At 63.6% G+C, this 21018-nt stretch carries 11 protein-coding genes; 1 reads left to right on the top strand and 10 read right to left on the bottom strand.

Annotated elements, in window-relative coordinates; all coding sequences use genetic code 11:
- Positions 1–103 precede the first annotated feature (103 nt).
- The 5 genes from FB389_RS00425 to FB389_RS00405 form a co-directional block, all read right to left on the bottom strand.
- Positions 104–2920 (bottom strand): DNA translocase FtsK, encoded by a 2817-nt coding sequence (locus FB389_RS00425; RefSeq protein ID WP_142110868.1) that lies wholly within the window; start codon positions 2918–2920, stop codon positions 104–106.
- Positions 2921–3108: 188 nt separating this feature from the next.
- Positions 3109–4791 (bottom strand): ribonuclease J, encoded by a 1683-nt coding sequence (locus FB389_RS00420; RefSeq protein ID WP_142110867.1) that lies wholly within the window; start codon positions 4789–4791, stop codon positions 3109–3111.
- Positions 4792–4822: 31 nt separating this feature from the next.
- Positions 4823–5728, bottom strand: a complete 906-nt coding sequence (dapA, locus tag FB389_RS00415; RefSeq protein WP_142110866.1) for a 4-hydroxy-tetrahydrodipicolinate synthase — start codon at positions 5726–5728, stop codon at positions 4823–4825.
- A 4-nt stretch (positions 5729–5732) separates the two neighbouring features.
- Positions 5733–6347 (bottom strand): dihydrofolate reductase, encoded by a 615-nt coding sequence (locus FB389_RS00410; RefSeq protein ID WP_142110865.1) that lies wholly within the window; start codon positions 6345–6347, stop codon positions 5733–5735.
- Positions 6344–7162: a thymidylate synthase gene (locus tag FB389_RS00405; protein ID WP_142110864.1), complete on the bottom strand. Its 819-nt coding sequence runs from the start codon at positions 7160–7162 to the stop codon at positions 6344–6346. The genes FB389_RS00410 and FB389_RS00405 overlap by 4 nt, the downstream gene beginning before the upstream one ends.
- A gap of 140 nt (positions 7163–7302) precedes the next feature.
- Here FB389_RS00405 and FB389_RS00400 point away from each other — a divergent pair, with 140 nt between their 5' ends.
- A complete protein-coding gene (locus FB389_RS00400) occupies positions 7303–7866 on the top strand; it encodes a TIGR00645 family protein (protein ID WP_142110863.1) in 564 nt (187 codons plus the stop codon).
- Positions 7867–7940: 74 nt separating this feature from the next.
- On the opposite strand, the gene FB389_RS00395 is transcribed toward FB389_RS00400, so the two are convergent.
- From FB389_RS00395 to FB389_RS00375, 5 genes are all read right to left on the bottom strand, one after another.
- A complete protein-coding gene (locus FB389_RS00395; protein ID WP_142110862.1) occupies positions 7941–8420 on the bottom strand; it encodes a tetratricopeptide repeat protein in 480 nt (159 codons plus the stop codon).
- Positions 8420–9196 carry a 4-hydroxy-tetrahydrodipicolinate reductase gene (gene dapB, locus FB389_RS00390; protein ID WP_281282007.1) on the bottom strand — a complete coding sequence of 259 codons (777 nt, stop codon included), beginning with the start codon at positions 9194–9196 and terminating at the stop codon, positions 8420–8422. The genes FB389_RS00395 and dapB overlap by 1 nt, the downstream gene beginning before the upstream one ends.
- A 559-nt stretch (positions 9197–9755) precedes the next feature.
- On the bottom strand, positions 9756–14180 hold the full coding sequence (locus tag FB389_RS00385) for a glycoside hydrolase family 97 N-terminal domain-containing protein (RefSeq protein WP_142110861.1): 4425 nt from the start codon (positions 14178–14180) through the stop codon (positions 9756–9758).
- A gap of 87 nt (positions 14181–14267) precedes the next feature.
- Positions 14268–18227: an MGH1-like glycoside hydrolase domain-containing protein gene (locus FB389_RS00380; RefSeq protein ID WP_142110860.1), complete on the bottom strand. Its 3960-nt coding sequence runs from the start codon at positions 18225–18227 to the stop codon at positions 14268–14270.
- 405 nt (positions 18228–18632) lie between these two features.
- Positions 18633–20858, bottom strand: a complete 2226-nt coding sequence (locus tag FB389_RS00375; protein WP_142110859.1) for a polyribonucleotide nucleotidyltransferase — start codon at positions 20856–20858, stop codon at positions 18633–18635.
- Positions 20859–21018: the final 160 nt, after the last annotated feature.

The following is a 21018-nucleotide window of genomic DNA, read 5'->3' as shown; positions in this document are numbered from 1 at the left end:
GATGAGATCGGGGCATTCCCGCGCGCCGCTTCCGTGCGCGCGGGCCCCGCTGTAAGGGGCACCCGCGCCGTTCCTGCGCCAACTGACCCCAGCGACGCCACTGTTACTGCCGCCCGGTCAGCTCCCACGCGTCCTCGGAGGCGTGTTCCTCTTCGAGCGTCTGCCCGTCGAAGACCTGGTCATTCGGATCGTCAGCGGGCGCCGGGTCGGGCTCCCCCCGCAGCGAAGCCAACACGCTGGGCAGCTGTTCCGGGCTCACCAGAACCTCGCGGGCCTTCGATCCTTCGGAGGGCCCGACGATCTCGCGGGATTCCAGCAGGTCCATGAGCCTGCCCGCCTTGGCGAAGCCCACACGCAGCTTTCGTTGCAGCATCGATGTCGACCCAAACTGCGTGGTTACCACCAATTCCGCTGCCTGCAGCAACACGTCCAGGTCGTCACCGATGTCCTCCTCGACGACCTTCTTCGCCGCGGCAACAGCGATGTCCTGGCGGTAAACCGGCTTGAGCTGCTTCTTGACGTGGTCTACGACCTCGTGTATCTCGGATTCGCTGACCCAGGCTCCCTGCACGCGGCGGGGCTTCGACTCTCCCATCGGCAGGAACAACGCATCACCCTGCCCGATGAGCTTTTCCGCCCCGACTTGGTCGAGAACGACCCGCGAATCCGTCGCCGACGACGTCGCAAAAGCGAGCCGCGAGGGCACATTTGCCTTGATCAGACCTGTCACGACGTCCACGCTCGGTCGCTGCGTTGCGAGCACCAGGTGAATGCCCGCGGCACGCGCAAGCTGCGTGATGCGCTGAATGGACGCCTCGACATCGCGGGGGGCAACCATCATGAGGTCGGCCAACTCGTCCACCACAACCAGCAGATAGGGGTACGGGGCGATTTTTCGTTCGGAGCCCGGCAGCGGTTTGACCTTCCCGGACCGCACGGCGGCATTGAAATCATCGATGTGCTTGAACCCGAAGGTTGCGAGGTCGTCGTAGCGGGCGTCCATCTCACTGACGACCCACTCCAGGGCCTCCGCGGCCTTCTTCGGATTGGTGATGATAGGCGTAATCAGGTGGGGAATGCCGTTGTAGATGGTCAATTCGACGCGCTTGGGGTCGACCAGGATCATTCTCACCTGGTCCGGGGTCGCCCTGATCATCACCGAGACAATCATCGAGTTGATGAAGCTCGATTTTCCGGCACCGGTGGCCCCCGCCACCAGGATGTGGGGCATCTTGGCCAGGTTGGCCACGACGTAGCCACCCTCGACGTCCTTTCCCACGCCGATGACCATGGGGTGGTCGGTTCGCCGCGCGGGCGCCGATCGCAGAACATCGCCCAGCACAACCGTCTCTCTATCGGTGTTGGGGATCTCGATGCCGATCGCGGACTTGCCGGGTATGGGCGAATGTATGCGGACGTCCGCGCTCGCCACGGCGTACGCGATGTTCTTTTCCAGCGCGGTGACGCGTTCGACCTTGACCGCGTTGCCGACCTCGACCTCGTAACGAGTAACCGTCGGCCCGCGGCTAAAACCGGTCACTTTCGCATCGATATTGAACTGCTCAAAGACACCCGTGAGCGCCTCGACGACGCGGTCATTCGCCGCCGAACGCGCCTTGTGCGGTGGCCCCGCCACCAGCAGAGAGGTCGATGGCAGTTCGTAGACAACGTCCCCGCCGAACACCGGTTGCTCGCCCGCGGGTACCCCGCGGGGCTCCGGCGGCGCGGGGTCGATTAAGGACGAGGCCTCCGTCTCCCCGTGGGTAACGACTACAGATGTCGAGTTCGCATCCTGGACAATCCGAGTGGTCGCAGCCGCTTGCGACAGCGAGTCTTGCGGGTCGCGTGGGACCGCGGCGGGGTCGATGGGGTCGTCATCGAGGTCGTAGACCTGGGTGGCGTCTTCTTCCGCGCGGCTCATCGCGGTCAAAGGTGAGGACGCGGTAGCGCCATCCGCCACGGCGGTCGGCGCTTCGACCACGGCGGCCTTGACGAAAGCCTCGTCTCCGGCAAAACCTGTGGCGGCAGCGTCGGAAGTGGCGGGGCCATGCTGATCACGGCGCCCGCGCCACCATCGCCGGCGCCTGACCGGGGTGGAGGCGACTTCACCGGTCCCGTCGTGCGGATCGACGCCCTGCGCGAAAACGAGTCCCTCATCGTCACTTTCGGGCTCTAGCTGTTGCGGTTCATCGACCCCGGAGCGAATACGGGCTCCGATCTGGGAAACCGGCGTTGCCGTCGCCACCAGCACCCCGAATACGACGACGAGCACCAGAACGGGAATGGCGAGCCAGGGCGTCAGGCCGGCATTGAGCGGAGTTCCGACCGCCCACCCGAGTGCGCCACCAGCGTCGATGGTGCTGCTCCATCCGGTGGAGGTTCCCTTGATCGACGGCGTCCCGCGAGCTATGTGCACGATCCCGGCTAGCCCAACGCAGATCGCACCTAACCCGATGGAGATCCGGCCACGCATCTGCCCGTCTTGGGGGCGCCGCATCAGCACGACGGCGAATGCCGCCAGCGCTACGGGCACGGCTTTCGCGAGCAGTCCAATGACGAAAGCGAATCCGAAATAGACCCAGGCCGAGACCGGGCCTCCCCCGTGGAACCAACCCGCGGCACCGCTCAGGAGCGCCAGGATCAAGAGCACCAGAGCGGTTCCGTCTCGTCGGTGTGCGGGATCCAGTTCGCGGGCGTCTGCCCCGATCCGGCGCACGCCCGCGCCGATGACGTGAGCGATCGAAGAAAAGAACGCGCCCACCGCCCGCATAATCCACGGTGCGCGGTGCTGGTCTTGGCCGGTGGGGGCCTGCTGCGCCGGGATTTTGGCTGCGCTTGCGGCCCTCTTAGCTCCCGCGGCGGGCGCCTTGGGCGCGGCGGAGCCCTTCCTTGGGTTGCGCGTGCTAGACGAGGATGCCATCAGTTCCTTCCCCACTGGCCCACTACCGCTTCACTGGTGTCCGCGGCGCGAGATACGAACAGCACTCGTTGCTAAAGCTACCGCAGGTTGCCCCGGTCACAGCGCTGTGGCGCGCGCAAAGACGGCAATTCGGGGTGGTGCGGGAGGTCCCGTTGGACTTCCCGCACCACCTAGAGACTGCGGATCCTCTACACGCCTAGCACCACGGGGACGATCATCGGGCGCCGACGGAGGCGGTTGGAGGCGAAGCGACCAACCACCCGGCGCACGGCTTGTTGGGCCTGATGCGGATTGGCGCCCTCGGCGAGGGAGGTTTCGACGCTCTGGCGCACCTGCTCCACCAGAGAGTCGAGCACCGCGTCATCCTCGGCCACCCCGCGCGCGCGTATGGTCGGGCCCGCCACAATCGTCTTCGCCGCGAAATCGGCCGCGACGAATACCGAGATGAATCCCTCCTCGCCCAAGACGCGCCGATCCTGCAGTTCGTCGTCGGTGAGCTTGCCCACGGATGAACCATCCACGTAGACGAACCCGCAAGGAACCGCACCGACGATGTTTGCCTTACCGTCCCGCAGATCAACGACCACGCCGTCTTCGGCAATCATCACGCGTTCCGGCGGTACGCCGGTCTTGACCGCGAGCGCCCCGTTGGCGATCAGGTGCCGCGTCTCCCCGTGTATCGGCATGACGTTCTTGGGCCGCAGGATGTTGTAGCAGTACAGCAGTTCGCCGGCGGCCGAGTGGCCCGAAACGTGGACCTTTGCGTTGCCCGAGTGGACGACCCGCGCTCCGAGCCGCATGAGCCCGTTGATGACCCGGTACACGGCGTTTTCGTTTCCGGGGATCAGGGACGAGGCCAGGATCACGGTATCGCCGGGTTCGATCGACACCTTGTGATTCCCGTTCGCCATGCGGCTGAGCGCCGCCATCGGCTCACCCTGGGAACCGGTGCACATGAGGACCACTTGGTCATCCGGCAAATCGGTGACCTGGCGCAGATCGATAAGAACGTCACCGGGAAGCGTCAGGTAACCGAGGTCGACCGCGACCCCCATATTGCGGACCATAGACCGCCCCACCAGGGCCACCTTGCGGCCGTGCGCGTGGGCGGCGTTGAGCACCTGTTGAACGCGGTGAACGTGCGAGGCGAACGAGGCAACCACGATTCGCTGCTGCGATTCGGCGAACACTTGATCGAGTACGGGGCCTATCTCGCGTTCGGGCGTGACGAATCCCGGCACTTCGGCATTGGTCGAATCGACCATAAACAGGTCGACGCCTTCGGTTCCGAGCCGCGCGAACGCACGCAAATCCGTGATCCGGCCGTCCAGCGGAAGCTGGTCCATCTTGAAGTCGCCGGTGTTCAGCACCGTTCCGGCAGGCGTTGTGACGGCCACCGCAAGCGCATCGGGTATGGAGTGGTTGACCGCCACAAACTCGCAGTGAAAATCGCCGAACGCCGCGCGTTCGCCTTCCTTGACTTCCCGGGTTGTGGCAGAGATCCGGTGTTCCTTTAGCTTGGCCGCCACAAACGCTAGCGTCAGCCTGGACCCGATCACTGGTATGTCTGGGCGCAAGGCAAGCAGGTACGGAACGGCCCCGATGTGGTCCTCGTGGCCGTGGGTGAGGACCAAGGCTTCCACGTCGCCCAATCGGTCGGCGATGTAGTCAAAATCGGGCAGGATAACGTCGACGCCCGGCTGGTGTTCTTCCGGAAACAGGACTCCGCAATCGATGAGGAGCAGTTTGCCGTCGTATTCGAGAACGGACATGTTTCGTCCGACTTCGCCCAGCCCGCCCAACGCGACAACGCGAAGCGTCCCCGGTTCCAGTGGTGGCGGCGGCAATAGATCAGTTGGTAATGCGCTCATGACCCTCCTGAGGTCGATGCCGCGCGGTGCACTAGGATGTCAGCCCAAACGCGCGCAGCGTAGTTTCTAGTTCTTTGCGCTGTTGAGGTTCAGCGCCAACCTGAGGTAGACGAAGGGCGGCCGACGGGAGCAGGCCCATGATGTGCAGGGCCTCCTTAGCCATGACCGCCCCAATTCCGCCGCCCATGATTGCCTCAATGAGCGGCGTCACCGCGTGGAATTCCGCTATCGCGGCGGTGTGGTCGCCGCGTTCCCATGCCTGGCGGATCTTGACGAAGCTGGGTGTCGCGATGTGCGACACGACCGAAACCAGGCCCACCGCCCCGACCGACAAGAACGGCAGGTACAACCCGTCGTCGCCGCTGTAGAGCGCAAGACCCGTCCGGGCTTGGTTCAGCGCCGCCGTGTATACGTCCCCGGTCGCGTCCTTTACCGCAACGACATTGTCCAACTGCGCGACATCGTCATACGTCTGCGGCGCAATACGCAGGCCGGCGCGGCCAGGGATGTCGTAGAGCATGACCGGTAGGTCGCTGGCGCCCGCAACCGCCTTGAAGTGGGCAGCCGCGCCAGCCTGCGAGGGCCGCGAGTAGTAGGGGGTGACCACCAGCAGACCGTGCGCCCCGGCGGCCGCGGCCTGTTCGGCCATGCGCACCGCGTGCACGGTATCGTTCGATCCGGCGCCCGCGATAACGACGGCGCGTTCGCCCACGGCCTCGACGACCGCGCTTATGACTTCGGACTTCTCGGGCGAGTGCGTGGTTGGCGCTTCACCGGTCGTGCCGTGCAGCACCAAACCGTCGTTCCCCTGATCGACCAGGTGTTTCGCGAGTGACACTGCCGCCTCGACGTCAACCACACCCTTGTCGGTGAACGGGGTAACCATCGCGGTCAACAGTTGACCAAAGGGCGGGGTGGAGTCAGCAATCACACGCATGATCCTACGGTACCGCTAACCGATCGACGGAATCGGCAGGCTCGTACACGACGTGCCGAAACCGCTGCCCGGATGCAGATTCCTGCCACCTGCCGACGCTGCTTGGGACCCAGTGCGCCGGAATCTGCGGGGCACGGGTGTCGCCCACGATCGTGGCGTCGATTTCGGTCACGTGAATAACCGCGGCGTCGCGGATCGATGCCGCGTACAGCTGCCCGCCACCGACGACCCAGACCGTGGCGTCTTTAGCGCAATGCTCCTCGGCGGCCCCGCGCTGCCCGCCGCTGCCCGCACCCGCGCCGCTGCGCCGACCGGTGGCAGATGTGACCGCTTGCGCGACCTTGTACGCGTCCGCCAGCGAACCGACCACGCGGGCGCCGGGCAAAGCGCGAATAGTCGACGAAACGACGATGTTGTCGCGACCCGGCAACGGGCGAAACCGCGGCGGCAACGACTCCCACGTGCGGCGTCCCATGATGACGGGACTGCCCGTGGTCACCGTGCGGAAATATGCCAAGTCCTCCGGAATATGCCAGGGCATTTTCCCTTGTGAACCGATGACACGATCACGCGCCTGCGCCCAGATTAGTCCGATCCGCGGCCCGGTGGCCGGATTCATACGGCAACCGGCGCGCTGATCGCCGGGTGGTGCCGGTATCCCTCGATTACGACGTCGTCGAAATCGTAGTCGAACAGGCTTGCGGCCCGGCGAAGCTTGAGTTGCGGTAGCGGATAGGGTTCGCGGTCAAGCTGCTCTAAGACCTGGTCGGTGTGGTTGTCGTATATGTGGCAGTCTCCCCCGGTCCAGATGAACTCGTCCACCTCCAACCCCACCTGCTGCGCGACCATGTGCGTCAACAATGCGTACGAAGCTATGTTGAACGGGACCCCCAAGAACAGGTCGGCGCTGCGTTGATACAGCTGACAGCTGAGCTTCCCGTTCGCGACGTAGAACTGGAAAAAGGCGTGGCATGGTTGCAGCGCCATGCGGTCTAGCTCTCCCACGTTCCAGGCGGAGACGAGGATTCGGCGCGAATTGGGATCGGATCGCAATTGGTCCACAACTGCCTGAATCTGGTCGATGTGCCCACCATCGGGCGTCGGCCAGCTGCGCCACTGCACGCCGTAGACCGGGCCTAGTTCGCCGTCCTTATCCGCCCACTCGTCCCAAATGTGAATACCGTGGTCCTGCAGCCAGGTCACATTGGAATCGCCCCGCAAGAACCACAGCAGTTCGCCGACGACGCCGCGAACAAAGACCCGCTTGGTAGTGACCAGCGGAAATCCCTTTTGCAGGTCGAATCGCATCTGGTGTCCGAAGATCGAACGAGTTCCGACCCCCGTCCTATCGGCCTTTGGCGTCCCGGTTTCGAGGACTAAACGAAGCAGGTCCTCGTACGGCGTGGGTACCGGTGTGTTCGATTCAGCATGCACCCGCCAATTCTATCGGCATGGGACGAAGTCGCGGCGGTGAGCGGCACCACTGGCGCGCTTTCGTCGCCGGATACGTTCAGGAATGTCCGTCTTTTGACCGGTACCATGTGTCGATCCCTTTGACGACGCTAGGAGTTCTGATGCCCGAAACGACAACGACCACAACGCCACAGGCCTCGCCCACACCACGCCAACGATCGACGATCGGCATGGCCATTTTTGCCTCTCGCTGGCTCCAAGCGCCCCTCTACTTTGGCCTCATCGTTGCCCAAGCCGTCTACGTATGGCAGTTCCTCAAGGAACTGTGGCACCTGGTCGAAGGCGCCTTCGGGCACGGCGAGGCCCTCAACGAATCTTCGACCATGCTCCTGGTATTGGGCCTGGTGGACGTGGTGATGATCTCAAATCTGTTGATCATGGTGATCATCGGCGGATACGAGACGTTTGTCTCGCGCATCAACCTGGCGGACCACCCCGACCAGCCGGAATGGCTCAGCCACGTGAATGCGAACGTCCTCAAGACGAAGCTGGCGATGAGCATCGTGGGAATCTCGTCCATTCACCTGCTGCGAACGTTCATCGAATCCGATAGCGGCCGGATTTCGCCGGAAACGATGCTGTGGCAGACCCTGATCCACCTGACGTTTGTTGTCTCGGCGCTGGCGCTTGCGCTGATCGACAAGATGTCCCAGACAAAGCACTAAGAGCCGGGACGAGCCCCGCCCTCCGGGCGCACCGTTGGCCCTAGCGGTGCGGTGTTGCGCGGGGGGCGCATGCCCTACTTTTCGCCCGAACGGCCGCTGGCGCGCCTGGCGACCCGCCACATACCGGCTGCCTTTCGTAGTGTCTGACGTGCTCGCGTCTTGTCCCCGGCCGCCTCGTAGGCAAAAGCCAGGTGGTACCAGCATTTCCAGTTGTCCGGGTCCCGCTCGACCTGTTCGCGCACCGCGATGAAGGCCGCATCGGCAGCATCACGATCGATACGCCCGCCGGGGGACCGCGGCAGGTCGTCGGTCGGCAATTCGCCGGCGGCGGCAAGTTGATCGGCCATCCGTTGCACTTCGATGGCCAAAACGATCTCCCGCACGACGAAGACGACGATGATGACGGGCAACGCCAGCGCCGCGACGCCGATGCCTATCCCCGCCCAGTTGCCGGTCTGGATGAGAGTCATGGCGCGCGCCTGAACCGCCCACAGGTAGATTGCCAGCAGCGCCGTCACGAATGCGGCGGGCAAAATCGCCTTCAACTTGCGCATCAGGCCAAATCCAAGAAGTGTTCCAGCCCCACCGTCAGGCCTGGCCGGGAGGCTATCTGCCTGATCCCCAGCAGCACTCCTGGCATGAACGAGGTCCTCTCAAAAGAGTCCTGGCGAATCACCAACTGCTCGCCGGGGTTGCCGAGCAGGACCTCCTCGTGGGCGACCAGCCCGCGCAGGCGAACCGCGTGGACGTGGACGCCATCGACCACGGCGCCGCGCGCCTCGAAGCCCGACTCGGTGGCGTCGGGTGATGGGCCTCGTCCGGCATCACGGCGCGCCCTCGCGATTGCCGCAGCCGTGTGCTTGGCCGTTCCTGACGGGGCGTCGACCTTGGCGGGGTGGTGGAGTTCGATGATCTCGACCGATTCGAAGTATCGCGCGGCCTTGGCGGCAAATGTCATCGTCAACACGGCGCTCAACGAGAAGTTTGGGGCGACCAAAACGCCGGCGCCATTCGCCGCCTCCCGAAGCCGAGCGGCCACGCGTCCCAACGAATCGTCGTCCCAGCCGGTTGCGCCGACGACGATATGGACTCCCGCGTCGATCGCTGTCATCACGTTCGCCTCGGTCGCGGAGGGCACCGAAAAGTCCACCGCCACGTCGGCGCGAGAATCCCTGAGCGTCCGCGCCAGGTCATCGTGCTGATCGATTTCCGCCACGAGGGCCATGTCGGGCGCATCCGCCACCGCTTTGCACACAGTCGATCCCATTCGACCGCGCGCTCCGATCACCGCCACCCGAATGCCGGCAGGGTCCGTTTGTGGCTCTTTCACGCGTTGATCATTCACGGGTAAAACCCTACCAATCCTTGCTTAGTGGTTGCCGGGCTCAACGCCGCCGATCGAATGCGCCATCCCCCACCGATCGAATGCGCCATCCCCCACCGATCGAATGCGCCATCCCCCACCGATCGAATGCGCCATCCCCCACCGATCGAATGCGCCATCCCCCGCCGATCGAGTGCGCCGAAGGCGCATATCGAGATCAAGACAAGATAGCCCCGGCAAGCGTGCAACTCACGCCACTCGACTGGGCGCATGGTCTCGATACGCCCGCTCCGCGGGCAACTCGACCAACGCAAGCGGGCAACTCGACCAACGCAAGCGGGCAACTCGACCAACGCAAGCGGGCAACTCGACCAACGCAAGCGGGCAACTCGACCAACGCAAGCGGGCAACTCGACCAACGCAAGCGGGCAACTCGACCAACGCAAGCGGGCAACTCGACCAACGCAAGCGGGCAACTCGACCAACGCAAGCGGGCAACTCGACCAACGCAAGCGGGGTGGGAGCCACCAACCGGTGACTCCCACCCCGCTCGTGCAGCGACGGTCTACTTTCGCTTCACTGTGACTCGCGCTGACTTCGACGATGCCACGTTCTTCGCATCCGCCGCAATGAACTTAGCCCTGAGCTTGAGTTTCTTCTTCGACGAATACTTCTTGGCCAGCTTGACCGTGACCTTGCCATTCTTCAGGCGCGCGGTCTTCACGGCCTTCTTGCCAACGTAGAGGCGGACCTTGCCAACGGCGCCCACTCCGGCGGGTACCTTCGAGACCTTGACGGTCACCTTGACCTTCTTGCCCTTCTTGTACCGCTTCGCCTTGACGGTCACCTTCTTGGCCTTGGCCTTCAGGATCGTGATTGGCAGCCCGGCCTTGGAAACAGCGACCTCGCCACGAGAGTCAACCAGGGTTGCGATCACGTTGGTGTATGTGCCCGCCGCGAGCTTCTTCGGGAGCGTCAAGGTGGCCTTGCCACCAGACCCATTCGCCTGAACGGTCGCCGTGCCCAGCTTGGTCCCGCCTGCGGTGAACGTCACGACGCCCGCTGCAGCGCCCTGCACCGTTGCCGTCACTGTGGCAGATATGGAGCCGTATGTCTGCACGGAGCTTGAGAAGACGGGCGCGGCCACGGTTACGACAGGTTCGGTGGCGGGTTCATCCTCAATGGTGATGGACGACACAACGGCCGTCGAATCGCCAACCGTCGCAGTCACGACAATCGTCCCCGCGGTTGTCCCCGCGGTGATTTCGGGAACTGCGGCATACCCGGCGCTATTCGTCTCCACCACGACAATCTTCGCGCCCCCCGCGAATGACCCGGGGCCTTCGATCGTGAAAGTGACCGCGGTGCCCTCGATCGGCGCACCCGAAGCCGCAAGCGCCGACACACCGAGAACGGAATCGACCGTTGCTCCAGGCTTCGCACTGGACGCTGTGCCATTTGCCAGCAAGCCGGCCACAGTGGGCTGTTCGGGGGCAGCAGGCTCCACGAACGGGAGCGTCGGGGTCGCATCGCCTGTCCACGCCAGTGCCGCCGCCTGGGTTTGGCCGGCCGGAACCAGAATGTCGAACGCGTTGCCGTCGGACGTGTCGGTGTCCTTCGCCGGAAGCGAATCGTCCATGCAGCCAGCACCGCCGCCCGGACGCCACTCGGGGATCCACCCACTGTTGCAGGCCAAAGTCATGTCGTACACGGGTCGAATCCGGTTGATCCCTTCTCCCCAATCGGCGTCAGAGAACATGGCGACCGCGATCTTGCCCGTTGCCGCGTCGTAGCCCGCGGGCAGGTCGGACTTCGCCACGGTGACGCTGATCGTGTGATCGGTGGCGCTCGCGCCCAAGGACACGTCCGCCGTCTTGTTTCCGTCGGTGCCGTAGATTCCCGCCGCGCCGCGACCGTCAACGACAATGACCTTCTGCCAGGTGTTCGTCGTGTAGAGATTGGTCCCGGCGAGAGCCGGAGTCGTGGGCTCTGCGTCCCCTTCTCCGAGGTAGAAGTGAATGTTCTGCAGCGTGATCGCATCGCCGCCCCACGGGTTCGTCACTTCGCCGCGAATCTTGGTCACGAAGGTGTAGGCATTCCCCGTATCAGCGATGGTGACTCCCGTGATGTCGTACGCACCCGCGACAAACGTTCCGTTCGTCGGATAGGTGTAGGTGCCCGGACCGTTGTCATCACCGGCAGGATCGGTAAACGACGCGACGACCGCACCGTGCTGGCTCAGCTCGGCGGAGGCGGCCGAACGCACCCCGTCCTTAACCGCCCTGATCACGTAGGTGTTTCCGTTCGACCTGATGATGTCCGTAAAGGAGGTGGTTCCCGCGGCAACGGTTGCCATGGGCGTCGTGGGATACGTTCCCTGATCCGATCGCCGATAGATTTCGTAGCTGGCGCCGTCGACGCCATCCCATTCGAACGTCAGCTTGCTGGTGCCGACCGAGACCAGGCGAAGTCCGGTCGGTGCGGCCACGGCACTGCCCGCAACCACGCTGACCGACTTGTCGCCGATCGCGAATTGGACCGTTCCGGCCGCGAGAATACGCTGCTGGAAGGTAACGGTTTCGCTGTCGCCACCCGCAACACGCACGGTCTTGGAGGCGGCTTCTTTTCCGTTGACCTTCAACACGGCCTCGTACGAAGCAACGCCCGTCCCCGGGTTCGTCACCACCGCGCTGACATTGACAATGTCACCGGCGGCGATGCTGGACGGGGCAGCAATGGACGTGACCTGCGCGAGAGGCGACACGTACTGCGGCAGCGTCGCGTCCGCGGCCGTGGCCGGGCGGATGCGCGCAGCCTGCCCGCCGGACTTCGGGAGCGAGGCGACCAGTTGCGTGGCGCTCGTGACGCGGTATGACTTGATCGAAAGCGCGGACGGGTTCTCGGTGTAGGTCGTTGACGCCGGGTCCTCGAACACGTCCGCAACGAATTCCCCGCTCCCGAGGAAGTCAAGCGAATAGGTCAAGTTCCTGGGGCTTTCGCCGTTCATCGCCCCGACCCACCAACCGGTGCCGTTGCGGCGCGCAGTGATCATGTAATCGCCAATTTCCGCCTGCAGCACCCGCGATTCGTCCCACTGCGATGGAAACCCGTTGTACCAGGTGATTCCCTTATTGACCTTGAAATTCTCCAGAATGTCTGCAGCCATCGTGACACCCGAGTGATAGTTCACGGTCATGGCCAGCTGCTTCGCGGCGGTGGTGTGTACACGCCAGGAGCTGTCGCGCTTGTTGTTCAAGACGTCCATGACGCCAGGGGTGTAGTCCATGGGTGCGGTCAACCCCCGCGTGAACGGCAGAATCAGCGTGTGTTCGGGGCTGTTCCCTGTGCCTGTGAAGGCGTCATATTCCTGCCCGCGCACGGCCTCGCGGGCCACCGCGTTGGGGAAAGTCCGTGTCTCGCCGGTGCCGTGCACGCACTCGTGGCAGTTAATGTTGACCTGGTACTTCGCTGCCTCCTTGAGAACATACCGGTAGTGGTTGACCATATCTTGGTCGTATCGGTTGTGGGCCGCGGTGTAGTTGTTGGGATCGAAATCGTCGGAAAGCGCGTCCTGTTTCGAGGGGATGTTGGGGGTGTCGCCCACGTAGCCGGTCTTCACGTAGTGGATTCCCCACTCCTTGTACTGCTCGAACAGCGGCTTGCCGTTTTGACCCGGCAGAATCGTGTCGCTGCCGACTTCCTTTTCCGGTCCCAGCTCGCCCTTAATCTGCTGTTCGAAGCGCCAGGGGTTACCCCCCGTTTCGGCGTGCGCAATGAACTGCACGCCCTTGGATGCGGCGTAGGCCGTCACTTCGTCGACGTCGAAGTCATCGGCCGTCACGTAATAGGTCTGTTGCTTCCACTCCTTGGAATTCCATCCCTTGTTCCAGCCTTCGGCAAGCACGCCTTGGATTCCGTTGGCGGCGGCCAGGTCGATGTATTGCTTGACGCGGGCCGTCGTTGCGCCGTGCTTGCTCCCCTCTTCCCAGGATGCCTGGTCTTGTTGCAGCTCCCACCAAACGCCAACGTAGGTGGCACCCTTGACCCAGGACTCGGCATCCGCATAGAGGTCCTCGTCCGGGGCCGGGTTCAGGTTCTCGAGCAGGTGCGAATTGGCTAGGCCGGCTGCCGACGACGCAATCGTCAGCGACCGCCATGGCGTCGCGTCGGCCATCGCCGCGGTGTCGCGAATGACGGCCTCGGTGCGAGTCAGGGAAGGGACGAGTTCCACGCGCAGGTGGCCATCTTCCTTCTTCAGCGTCATCGCGGAGTAGTTATCGAGGTCTGCTTCGTGAATCGACAGGAAGTTGTCACCATCGGCGAACTTGAATGTCGCGGGCGCGTTCGCGCTGCCCATCTCGGCGTAGCTCGTGGACTTCCACTCGCCCTCGTCGGAGTTGAAGTTCTGGCCGGTCCACCACGCCGTGGGGTTACCCTCCAATTGGAACTGGGTGACCTCGTCCTTAATCTTCAGTTCGCTGAGCCCCGTCTGGTTCGGCACCTTGTAGCGGAAGGCAACGCCATCGTCGTATGCCCGCACGATGACCTGGAAGTTGATCCCGTCATCGGTTACGGAATACGTCCGCTCCGTGTAGTAGTTCCGCACCTCCTTGTCGGTGCCTGCGTACGATTCCCACGTTTCGTCCGTTGTCGTCGGATCGCTCACGGCGGTCACTTCCGAGTTATCGCCCAGAACACCAACGTCGGATAGGTCCAGCCCAAGCTGGGATTTCTTTACCAGCTTTTCTCCGCGGGCGACCACCTCGTAGTAGAGGTTGCCGTCATCATCGACCGTTACCCCCAGCGCGGTTTTTCCGTCGGGTGATGTGGTCGCTTCGCCGGGAACAGTCACCGGCGCGGGGTCCGCGTAGGCCACGCCCGCTCCCACCGCCAACAACGGTGTCACTGCTACGCACGCTGCGGCCGCAATGGCGAATAGCCCGCGACTCGCACCGGATCTGACGACCCGGGAGTCTCTTCTTCCCTGCATTATGGTTGCGCTCCTTTACGCCTACACTGATATTTCGAGGTGGAGGGGTGGTGCGGCGCCCTTCGGCACCGCACCACCTGCCCCCGGCTACTTCTTGATCTTCACGGCCTTCGACTTCTTGGTGACCGAGGCGAACCCGGCCCGCTTCGCGGTCACCTTGACGATGATCTTCTTGCCGCGTTGGGCCTTCTTGACCTTGAAGGTCTTCTTGGTCGCCTTCTTGATCGCCTTTCCGCCCGCGTACCAGCGATAGGTGTACGTAACCTTTGCCGGATCGAAGTCCTTGACGACCGCCTTGAGCTTCGCGCCCGCCCTGCGCTTGCCCGTGATCTTCACAGTGCCCGCGCTGATCTTCCAGGCGCTCGCCTTGGCGGTCTTAGTAACGGCCGCCATGTCGCCGGCAGTGCCGGTCACCGTGACGCTAAGTTGCTTGCCCTGGTGGGCTGCGGCGATGGTCAGCACGTCGCCGGTGGCACCAGCAATCGCCTTTCCGTCCGCGTACCACTGGTAGCGCAGCGATGTGCCGGAGCCCCAATTCTTGGCGTAAGCGACAACCTGGGAGCCGACTGCAACAATGCCAACCACCGAGACCGATCCACTGGCCGCCGGGTTCTTTGACGCCAAGGGAACGGCGACCGTGAACACCTGCGAGACGTTGCCCGCGACATCAATAGCGCGGATTTCGACTTTCTGTTTGGTTGTCTTCAGCGCGAGGCGCACACCGGCCGATTCCGCAACCCACGTGTTGGATCCTGGCAGTCGGTATTCGATCGCGGCGATCCCCGACGACGCATCGGTGGCATTCGCTACCACGGTCGCGGTGACGCCGTCGTTCGTTACATCTGTGCTCAGGGTCGGCGCGGTCGCGTCGACATCGAGTGTGGCGACGGTCGTCACGGCACCGACCGATCCGCCCGCATCGACGGCCCGCACCTCGACATTGACGTCTTCGCCGTCGGGTACAGCAACGGCGCCTTCGGCCGCCTGCCACGTGCCACCGTTGAACCGAATCTGCGCCGTAGTTAGTGCGGCGGGCGTCACGGTAACGGTGGGTGTCGTGGTGTACCAACCGGCTTCGCCGTCGGGGTCGGTTGGCGCAACAACTGCCGTCGGCAGTGCACGCACCGTTACCGGCAGCGTCAAAACCGGCTGCCCGTCGACCTTGACCGTGAGGGTTTGCCGACCGACCGCACCGAGAACTATCGATCCCGCCGCGGTATAGGTGTCGGCGCCCTCATCCTTCGTGACATCCAGGTTTGCCTCGGTACCGTCCTGGGAGGTGACCGTTACGGCCTTGGAAGCTGCCGCGGCCGCCTCGGTACCGGCCAGTTGCACCTTAACGAGTGCCGCGCTCCCCTGCTCGATAAAGGTCTGCGACCCACCGTCGGTTGCCTCCAACGCGGGTGCCTCGTCCGCTGTCTTCAGCGAGGCAGACACGCTGAATATGTCCATGACATTCGAGGCGCCGCCCGTTTGCTCGTTGTGCCAACGGTTCGCCTCGAAGTAGCTCATGTTGACCGAGAGCGCGTCCTGGTACACCTTGATGTTGTAGGTCTTGCCCGCCTCCAGGTGCGCCTTGACGAACGTTGAGTCCCGCTTGTTGCTCCAGCCGTCGGTGCGCGGCATCATGAAGAACCCGGTCGACACTGCGGTATCGGATCCGTCTTCGGTGACGCTCACGCGCTTGATTCCCGAATCCACTCCGTTTCGCAGATCCCCGCCCTTGGCGTAGTTGGCGCGCAGCAGGTAATCACCCGAGACCGTTGGCGTTACCTGGGCCGTGACCTCGTCGGCAAGGTCGTTGCCGAAATCGTAGTAGTGGTCACCGCCCCACTTGGTGGAAGTCGTGTCCGCTGCCACTGCGCCGGTGGTCACGTTCGTGAAGTCGGCGGCGTCCACGGTGATCACCCGGTCGTTTTCCGGGCCCCAATAGCACGCGGGCTTGGAGTCCTGCGACGCGTTGCCACTCGACTTGTAGTAGGTACGCACCACGTAGCAGTAGGAGTTCTGTTCCTTCCCATTCGACGTCTGATCGACCCATTGGGTACTCGCATCCAAGCCGCGCGCAATGACCTTGCCGTCGCGGACGATGTCCATTCCGAGCGCGTTCTGCTTCTCGCCCGCAAGCCCGACTGTCAACTGCAAGGAGCCAGATTCGGCAACCGAAACGCTCGCGCTCGGGGTCTTGGGCCCGTAAAGCGCCTCATCGTCCTTCGTGTCCGTGATCGGGGCGGCCGACTTGCTCGCCTTCGCGTCGCCCAGCGAAACCTCGATGGTCGAGTCGTCGCTCAGATCGCCCGCCGCGATGGTCGAGTCCACCGCCACTGTTGCACCGTCGACCTCGAGGCCGGTGACGGCGTACGCACCCGCAGTCGCCGCGGATTCGGGCAGGTCAACCTTTATGGTTACTTTCTTGCCGAGATAGATGATATTCGACATGGTGATCGAGTCACTGTCGGCGAAGTACTTGTCGCGAATTTGGGCGGTCACGAACGGGTTTACCTTCAGGCCGTCGTCCTGAGCGTGCACGCCGAAGAGTACGTCCTGGAACATCCCGTGGAATCCGGCAACCGACCAGGTCTGATACTTCGAATTGAGCCGCGTGTTGGTTTCGGTCGTCGTGATGTTCATGTTCTCGTAGTTCGAACCGAATATCGCCGGGGTCCGCAGCATGGATTCGAACTGGCGGGTTGCGGCAGTGTCGTTTGCGACCGCCGCAGCGGCGCGCAGCATGTACACCGTCACGAACGGCCACGATCCGTCATTGTGGTACGAACCGTCGAATTGCTGCTGCGGCCATATGACCGAGGGGCCGGTGAAGGTCTGCGGGTAGTTCGCGATCGCCTGTGCCGCCTGCTCCTGTGTGGCTATTCCGCTGAGGACCGCGAAGGAGGTTGCGAGCGCGTCGTAGCGATCGTCGGCAACCGGGTTGAGGGTCGTGCCCACGACAGCAGAAAACTGTCCGCGTTCGGCGAGCCAGAATCGGTCCCGGATTGTCTGCGCCAGCGTGTCGGCCCAGCCACGGTACTTCGTCGCGTCGGCCTCGTTGCCCGCCGCCTGCGACAGCTTCGCCACCAGGTCGATCGCGTACCAGTGGGTGATGTTGGTCGACAGCGACTGCGAATCCGTGATGTCAATGACGTCCGAGCCCGTCCAGTCCGGGTACGTCTGCTGGCGCCAGTCGAGGAAGGACGTCTCACCCGTGTAGAGGCCGGTGGATGTGTTGAAAACAACCTGCCTGTCGTGGTCGATCGTGTTCTTGACCGCTTCGAGAGACTTTGCAGCGAACGCCTCGCGCTGCTCCTGCGGCAGCCACTTGAGCAGCTCTTCGGCTCCCAGCGCCCACGAAACCCGGTCGGTCGAGTTCGGGTAGCTGCCGCCGGTTCCGGTGTCCTGAATGATCTGCAGGTCCGAACCGGTTGCGTCCGCGAACGGCGTCGTGACCGATTCTCCGGATCGCTTGAAGCCGTCGGTGCGCCGTTCGGAGAGCTTGAATTCCAGTGTATTGCGCATGCGAATGGGGTCGATGGATGCCATTCCCAGATCCGATGCGTACGACAGGTCGCGGGTCCAGATGTAGGTCCAGTTCTTACCCGTGATGTAGCAACCCACCTGCTCGCTCTCGTCGACATCCGACGGGTTGCACGAAATGGTTTGCCCACCGTTGTAGTTATCGGTGGTGATCGAGTCCTTGCGCAGCAGCTTCTCCTCGTGGAGCGCGAATGCGTACAGGCCGTCGAGCACCGTGGACCCGGTCCGCACGATCGGGTCGTCCGCCGACTCGGTGAAGGTCTGGGCACTGCTGCGGTCGCTGCTCAGCGAATACGTGCGCAGGCAGGTGACCGGATCAGTCGCCAGGATTTTGACGGTTGCCGTCTCAACCCCGTCCGAGTACTGCCCGGTTTTTGGCGATGACTGGCATGCGGCCGCCGATGATACCTCGTGCGCCTGCGCCGCGGGTGCAGCCACCGACGTGGCCAAGCCCCCGAATGCAACAGCAATGCCGGCTCCGAGCGCGACCGTACGTTCGCGCGTGCGTCTGTGCATTGTCTCTCCTTTGATGACAATCGATTGGGCGGGATGCCCCTGACGATTGGCCTTCCGCCATGGAAGACCAATACATGCCGCTATCATGCCAGAGTTCCGACGGCTACCACAACTATTGTCATCGTGAAATGAACCTTCAAGGTCCAAATGGTTGGCGGGTTACCCGCGTTGAGAGGTTACAGCATTACCCATTTTGGGCGGATATACGCCCAAAAGCGCGCATCAAAGTAGCGGCTTCGACCTCAGTTTTCGCCGCGACGCGGCGCCCCCATGCGGCAAGCACCCGAGAACGACGGAAGGCCGCGGGGGCGGCGCGATAATTTCTTCGCGCCGCCCCCGCGGCCTTACACAACCATTGGGCGTCATATGTTGCGCCGCGGGACGCCCTCCGCGGCGACGGTTCAACTATTCGCCGGCGGGAGCTTCCTTGTCGCCGTCTGCATCGGTGACCGCCAGCAGCGACAGCTTGCCGCGCGGATCGATCTCGCCGATCTCGACCTGAATCTTCTGGCCGATCGTCAAGACGTCGTCCACGTTCTCCACGCGCTTGCCACCGACCAGCTTGCGGATCTGGCTGATGTGCAGCAGACCGTCCTTGCCGGGGGTGAGCGAAATGAAGGCCCCGAACGAGGTGGTCTTCACGACCGTTCCGAGGTAGCGTTCGCCCACCTCCGGAACCATCGGGTTGGCGATCGCGTTGATCTGCGAACGAGCGGCCTCCGCCGACGGCCCATCGACGGCGCCGATGTAGACCGTGCCGTCATCCTCGATCGTGATGTCCGCGCCCGTCTCCTCTTGGATCTGGTTGATCATCTTGCCCTTGGGGCCAATGACCTCGCCGATCTTGTCGACGGGAATCTTGACCGCGAGCACGCGCGGAGCGGTGTCCGCCATGTCGTCGGGGGCGTCGATCGTTTCGTTGATCAGGTCCAGGATTTCCAGGCGAGCTTCCTTCGCCTGGCTCAGTGCACCGGCCAGCACCGAGGCGGGGATGCCGTCGAGCTTGGTGTCCAGCTGGATTGCGGTGACGAACTCGGAGGTTCCGGCCACCTTGAAGTCCATGTCACCGAAAGCGTCTTCGGCACCGAGGATATCGGTCAGCGCGGCGTACTTGGTCTCGCCATCGATCTCACCGGAAACCAGCCCCATCGCGATACCCGCGACGGGCGCCCGCAGCGGCACACCCGCGTTGAGCAGCGCAAGGGTCGATGCGCACACCGATCCCATCGAGGTGGAACCGTTAGATCCGAGCGCCTCGGACACCTGCCGGATGGCGTACGGGAATTCCTCACGCGATGGCAGGACAGGAACGAGCGCCCTCTCCGCCAGCGCCCCGTGGCCGATTTCGCGACGCTTGGGGCTGCCAACACGGCCGGTCTCACCGGTCGAATACGGCGGGAAGTTGTAGTTGTGCATGTAACGCTTGCGCGTCTCGGGGCTCAGCGAGTCGATCTGCTGTTCCATGCGGAGCATGTTGAGCGTCGTCACACCGAGGATCTGTGTCTCACCGCGCTCGAACAGCGCGGAACCGTGGACGCGCGGCAGGACATCCACCTCTGCCGCCAAAGAGCGAATGTCCGTGAGCGAGCGGCCGTCGATGCGGAACCCGTCGGTGAGGATGCGACGCCGGATGATGGCCTTTTGCACCGCGCGGTACGCAGCCGAGATTTCCTTCTCGCGGCCCTCGAAGCTGGTAGCGAACTCGCCCAAGACCTCATCCTTGATTTCGTCAAGGCGGCTCTCGCGGGCTTGCTTGTCTGCGATCGACAGCGCCTCACCCAGGCGCTCCGAGGCCGCGGCCTCGACGGCGGCCAATGCGTCGTCTTGATAGTCGGGGAACAGCGGGAAGTTCTGTACTTCCTTGGCGGCGTTGGCCGCCAAGTCTTCCTGCGCATCGATCAGGACGCGGATGAAGGGCTTGGAGGCTTCGATTCCCTCGGCGACCACGGCCTCGGTTGGCGCCTGGGCGCCCTCGTTCTTAATGAGGTTCCAGGCGGCTTCGGTCGCCTCGGCCTCGATCATCGCGATCGCAATGTCGGGGTTGCCGTTGCGGTCCACGATCTTGCGTCCGGCGATGACGATCTCGAAGACAGCCTTTTCCTTCTCGGAGTACTTCGGGAAGGCGACCCACTGGCCCTCGATCAGCGCCAGGCGAACCGCACCAACGGGGCCGGAGAACGGCAGGCCCGAAATCTGTGTCGATGCCGACGCAGCGTTGATAGCAAGCACGTCGTATGCATCGTCGGGGTGAATCGCCATGACGGTCGCCACGACCTGCACCTCGTTACGCAGACCCTTGACGAAGAGCGGGCGCAGCGGGCGGTCGATGAGGCGGCAGGCCAGGATCGCGTCTGTCGAAGGACGGCCCTCGCGGCGGAAGAAGGAGCCCGGGATCTTACCGGCAGCGTACTGGCGCTCTTCCACGTCCACCGTCAGCGGGAAGAAGTCGAACTGGTCCTTGGGGTGCTTGCCGGCGGTGGTGGTGGAAAGCAGCGCGGTTTCGCCGTCGAGGAAAGCCAAAACGGCTCCCCCCGCCTGCTTCGCCAAACGGCCGGTCTCAAAGCGGATGGTGCGGACGCCGAATCGACCGTTGTCGATGCGGGCCTCCACTGCATATTCGGAACCTGACACAGGTTCCCTCCTTTTCTCGAAGTGTCCCGTTCGTCCTTCGGCGGTCTTCGATCGAGGCCCACGCACCTAGTGCGGAGGCCACTACCGAGGACCGAACCAGAACCATCAGGGACGGGTTGTCGGTTTAGCCAGACAAGCTGGCTCGGGGCCTGCGGGCGCC

Origin of the sequence: Rarobacter incanus (genome assembly GCF_006715765.1) — a bacterium.
In the GTDB taxonomy this organism is placed as follows: domain Bacteria; phylum Actinomycetota; class Actinomycetes; order Actinomycetales; family Cellulomonadaceae; genus Rarobacter; species Rarobacter incanus.
The sequence above is the reverse complement of the archived record's forward strand: the minus strand, read 5'-3'. Positions and strand labels throughout refer to the sequence as shown.

Coding starts and splice junctions, on each gene's coding strand:
- FB389_RS00425 (WP_142110868.1), bottom strand. CDS start 2,920: ATGGCATCCTCGTCTAGCACGCGCAACCCAAGGAAGGGCTCCGCCGCG.
- FB389_RS00400 (WP_142110863.1), top strand. CDS start 7,303: ATGCCCGAAACGACAACGACCACAACGCCACAGGCCTCGCCCACACCA.
- FB389_RS00420 (WP_142110867.1), bottom strand. CDS start 4,791: ATGAGCGCATTACCAACTGATCTATTGCCGCCGCCACCACTGGAACCG.
- dapA (WP_142110866.1), bottom strand. CDS start 5,728: ATGCGTGTGATTGCTGACTCCACCCCGCCCTTTGGTCAACTGTTGACC.
- FB389_RS00410 (WP_142110865.1), bottom strand. CDS start 6,347: ATGAATCCGGCCACCGGGCCGCGGATCGGACTAATCTGGGCGCAGGCG.
- FB389_RS00380 (WP_142110860.1), bottom strand. CDS start 18,227: ATGCACAGACGCACGCGCGAACGTACGGTCGCGCTCGGAGCCGGCATT.
- FB389_RS00395 (WP_142110862.1), bottom strand. CDS start 8,420: ATGCGCAAGTTGAAGGCGATTTTGCCCGCCGCATTCGTGACGGCGCTG.
- FB389_RS00385 (WP_142110861.1), bottom strand. CDS start 14,180: ATGCAGGGAAGAAGAGACTCCCGGGTCGTCAGATCCGGTGCGAGTCGC.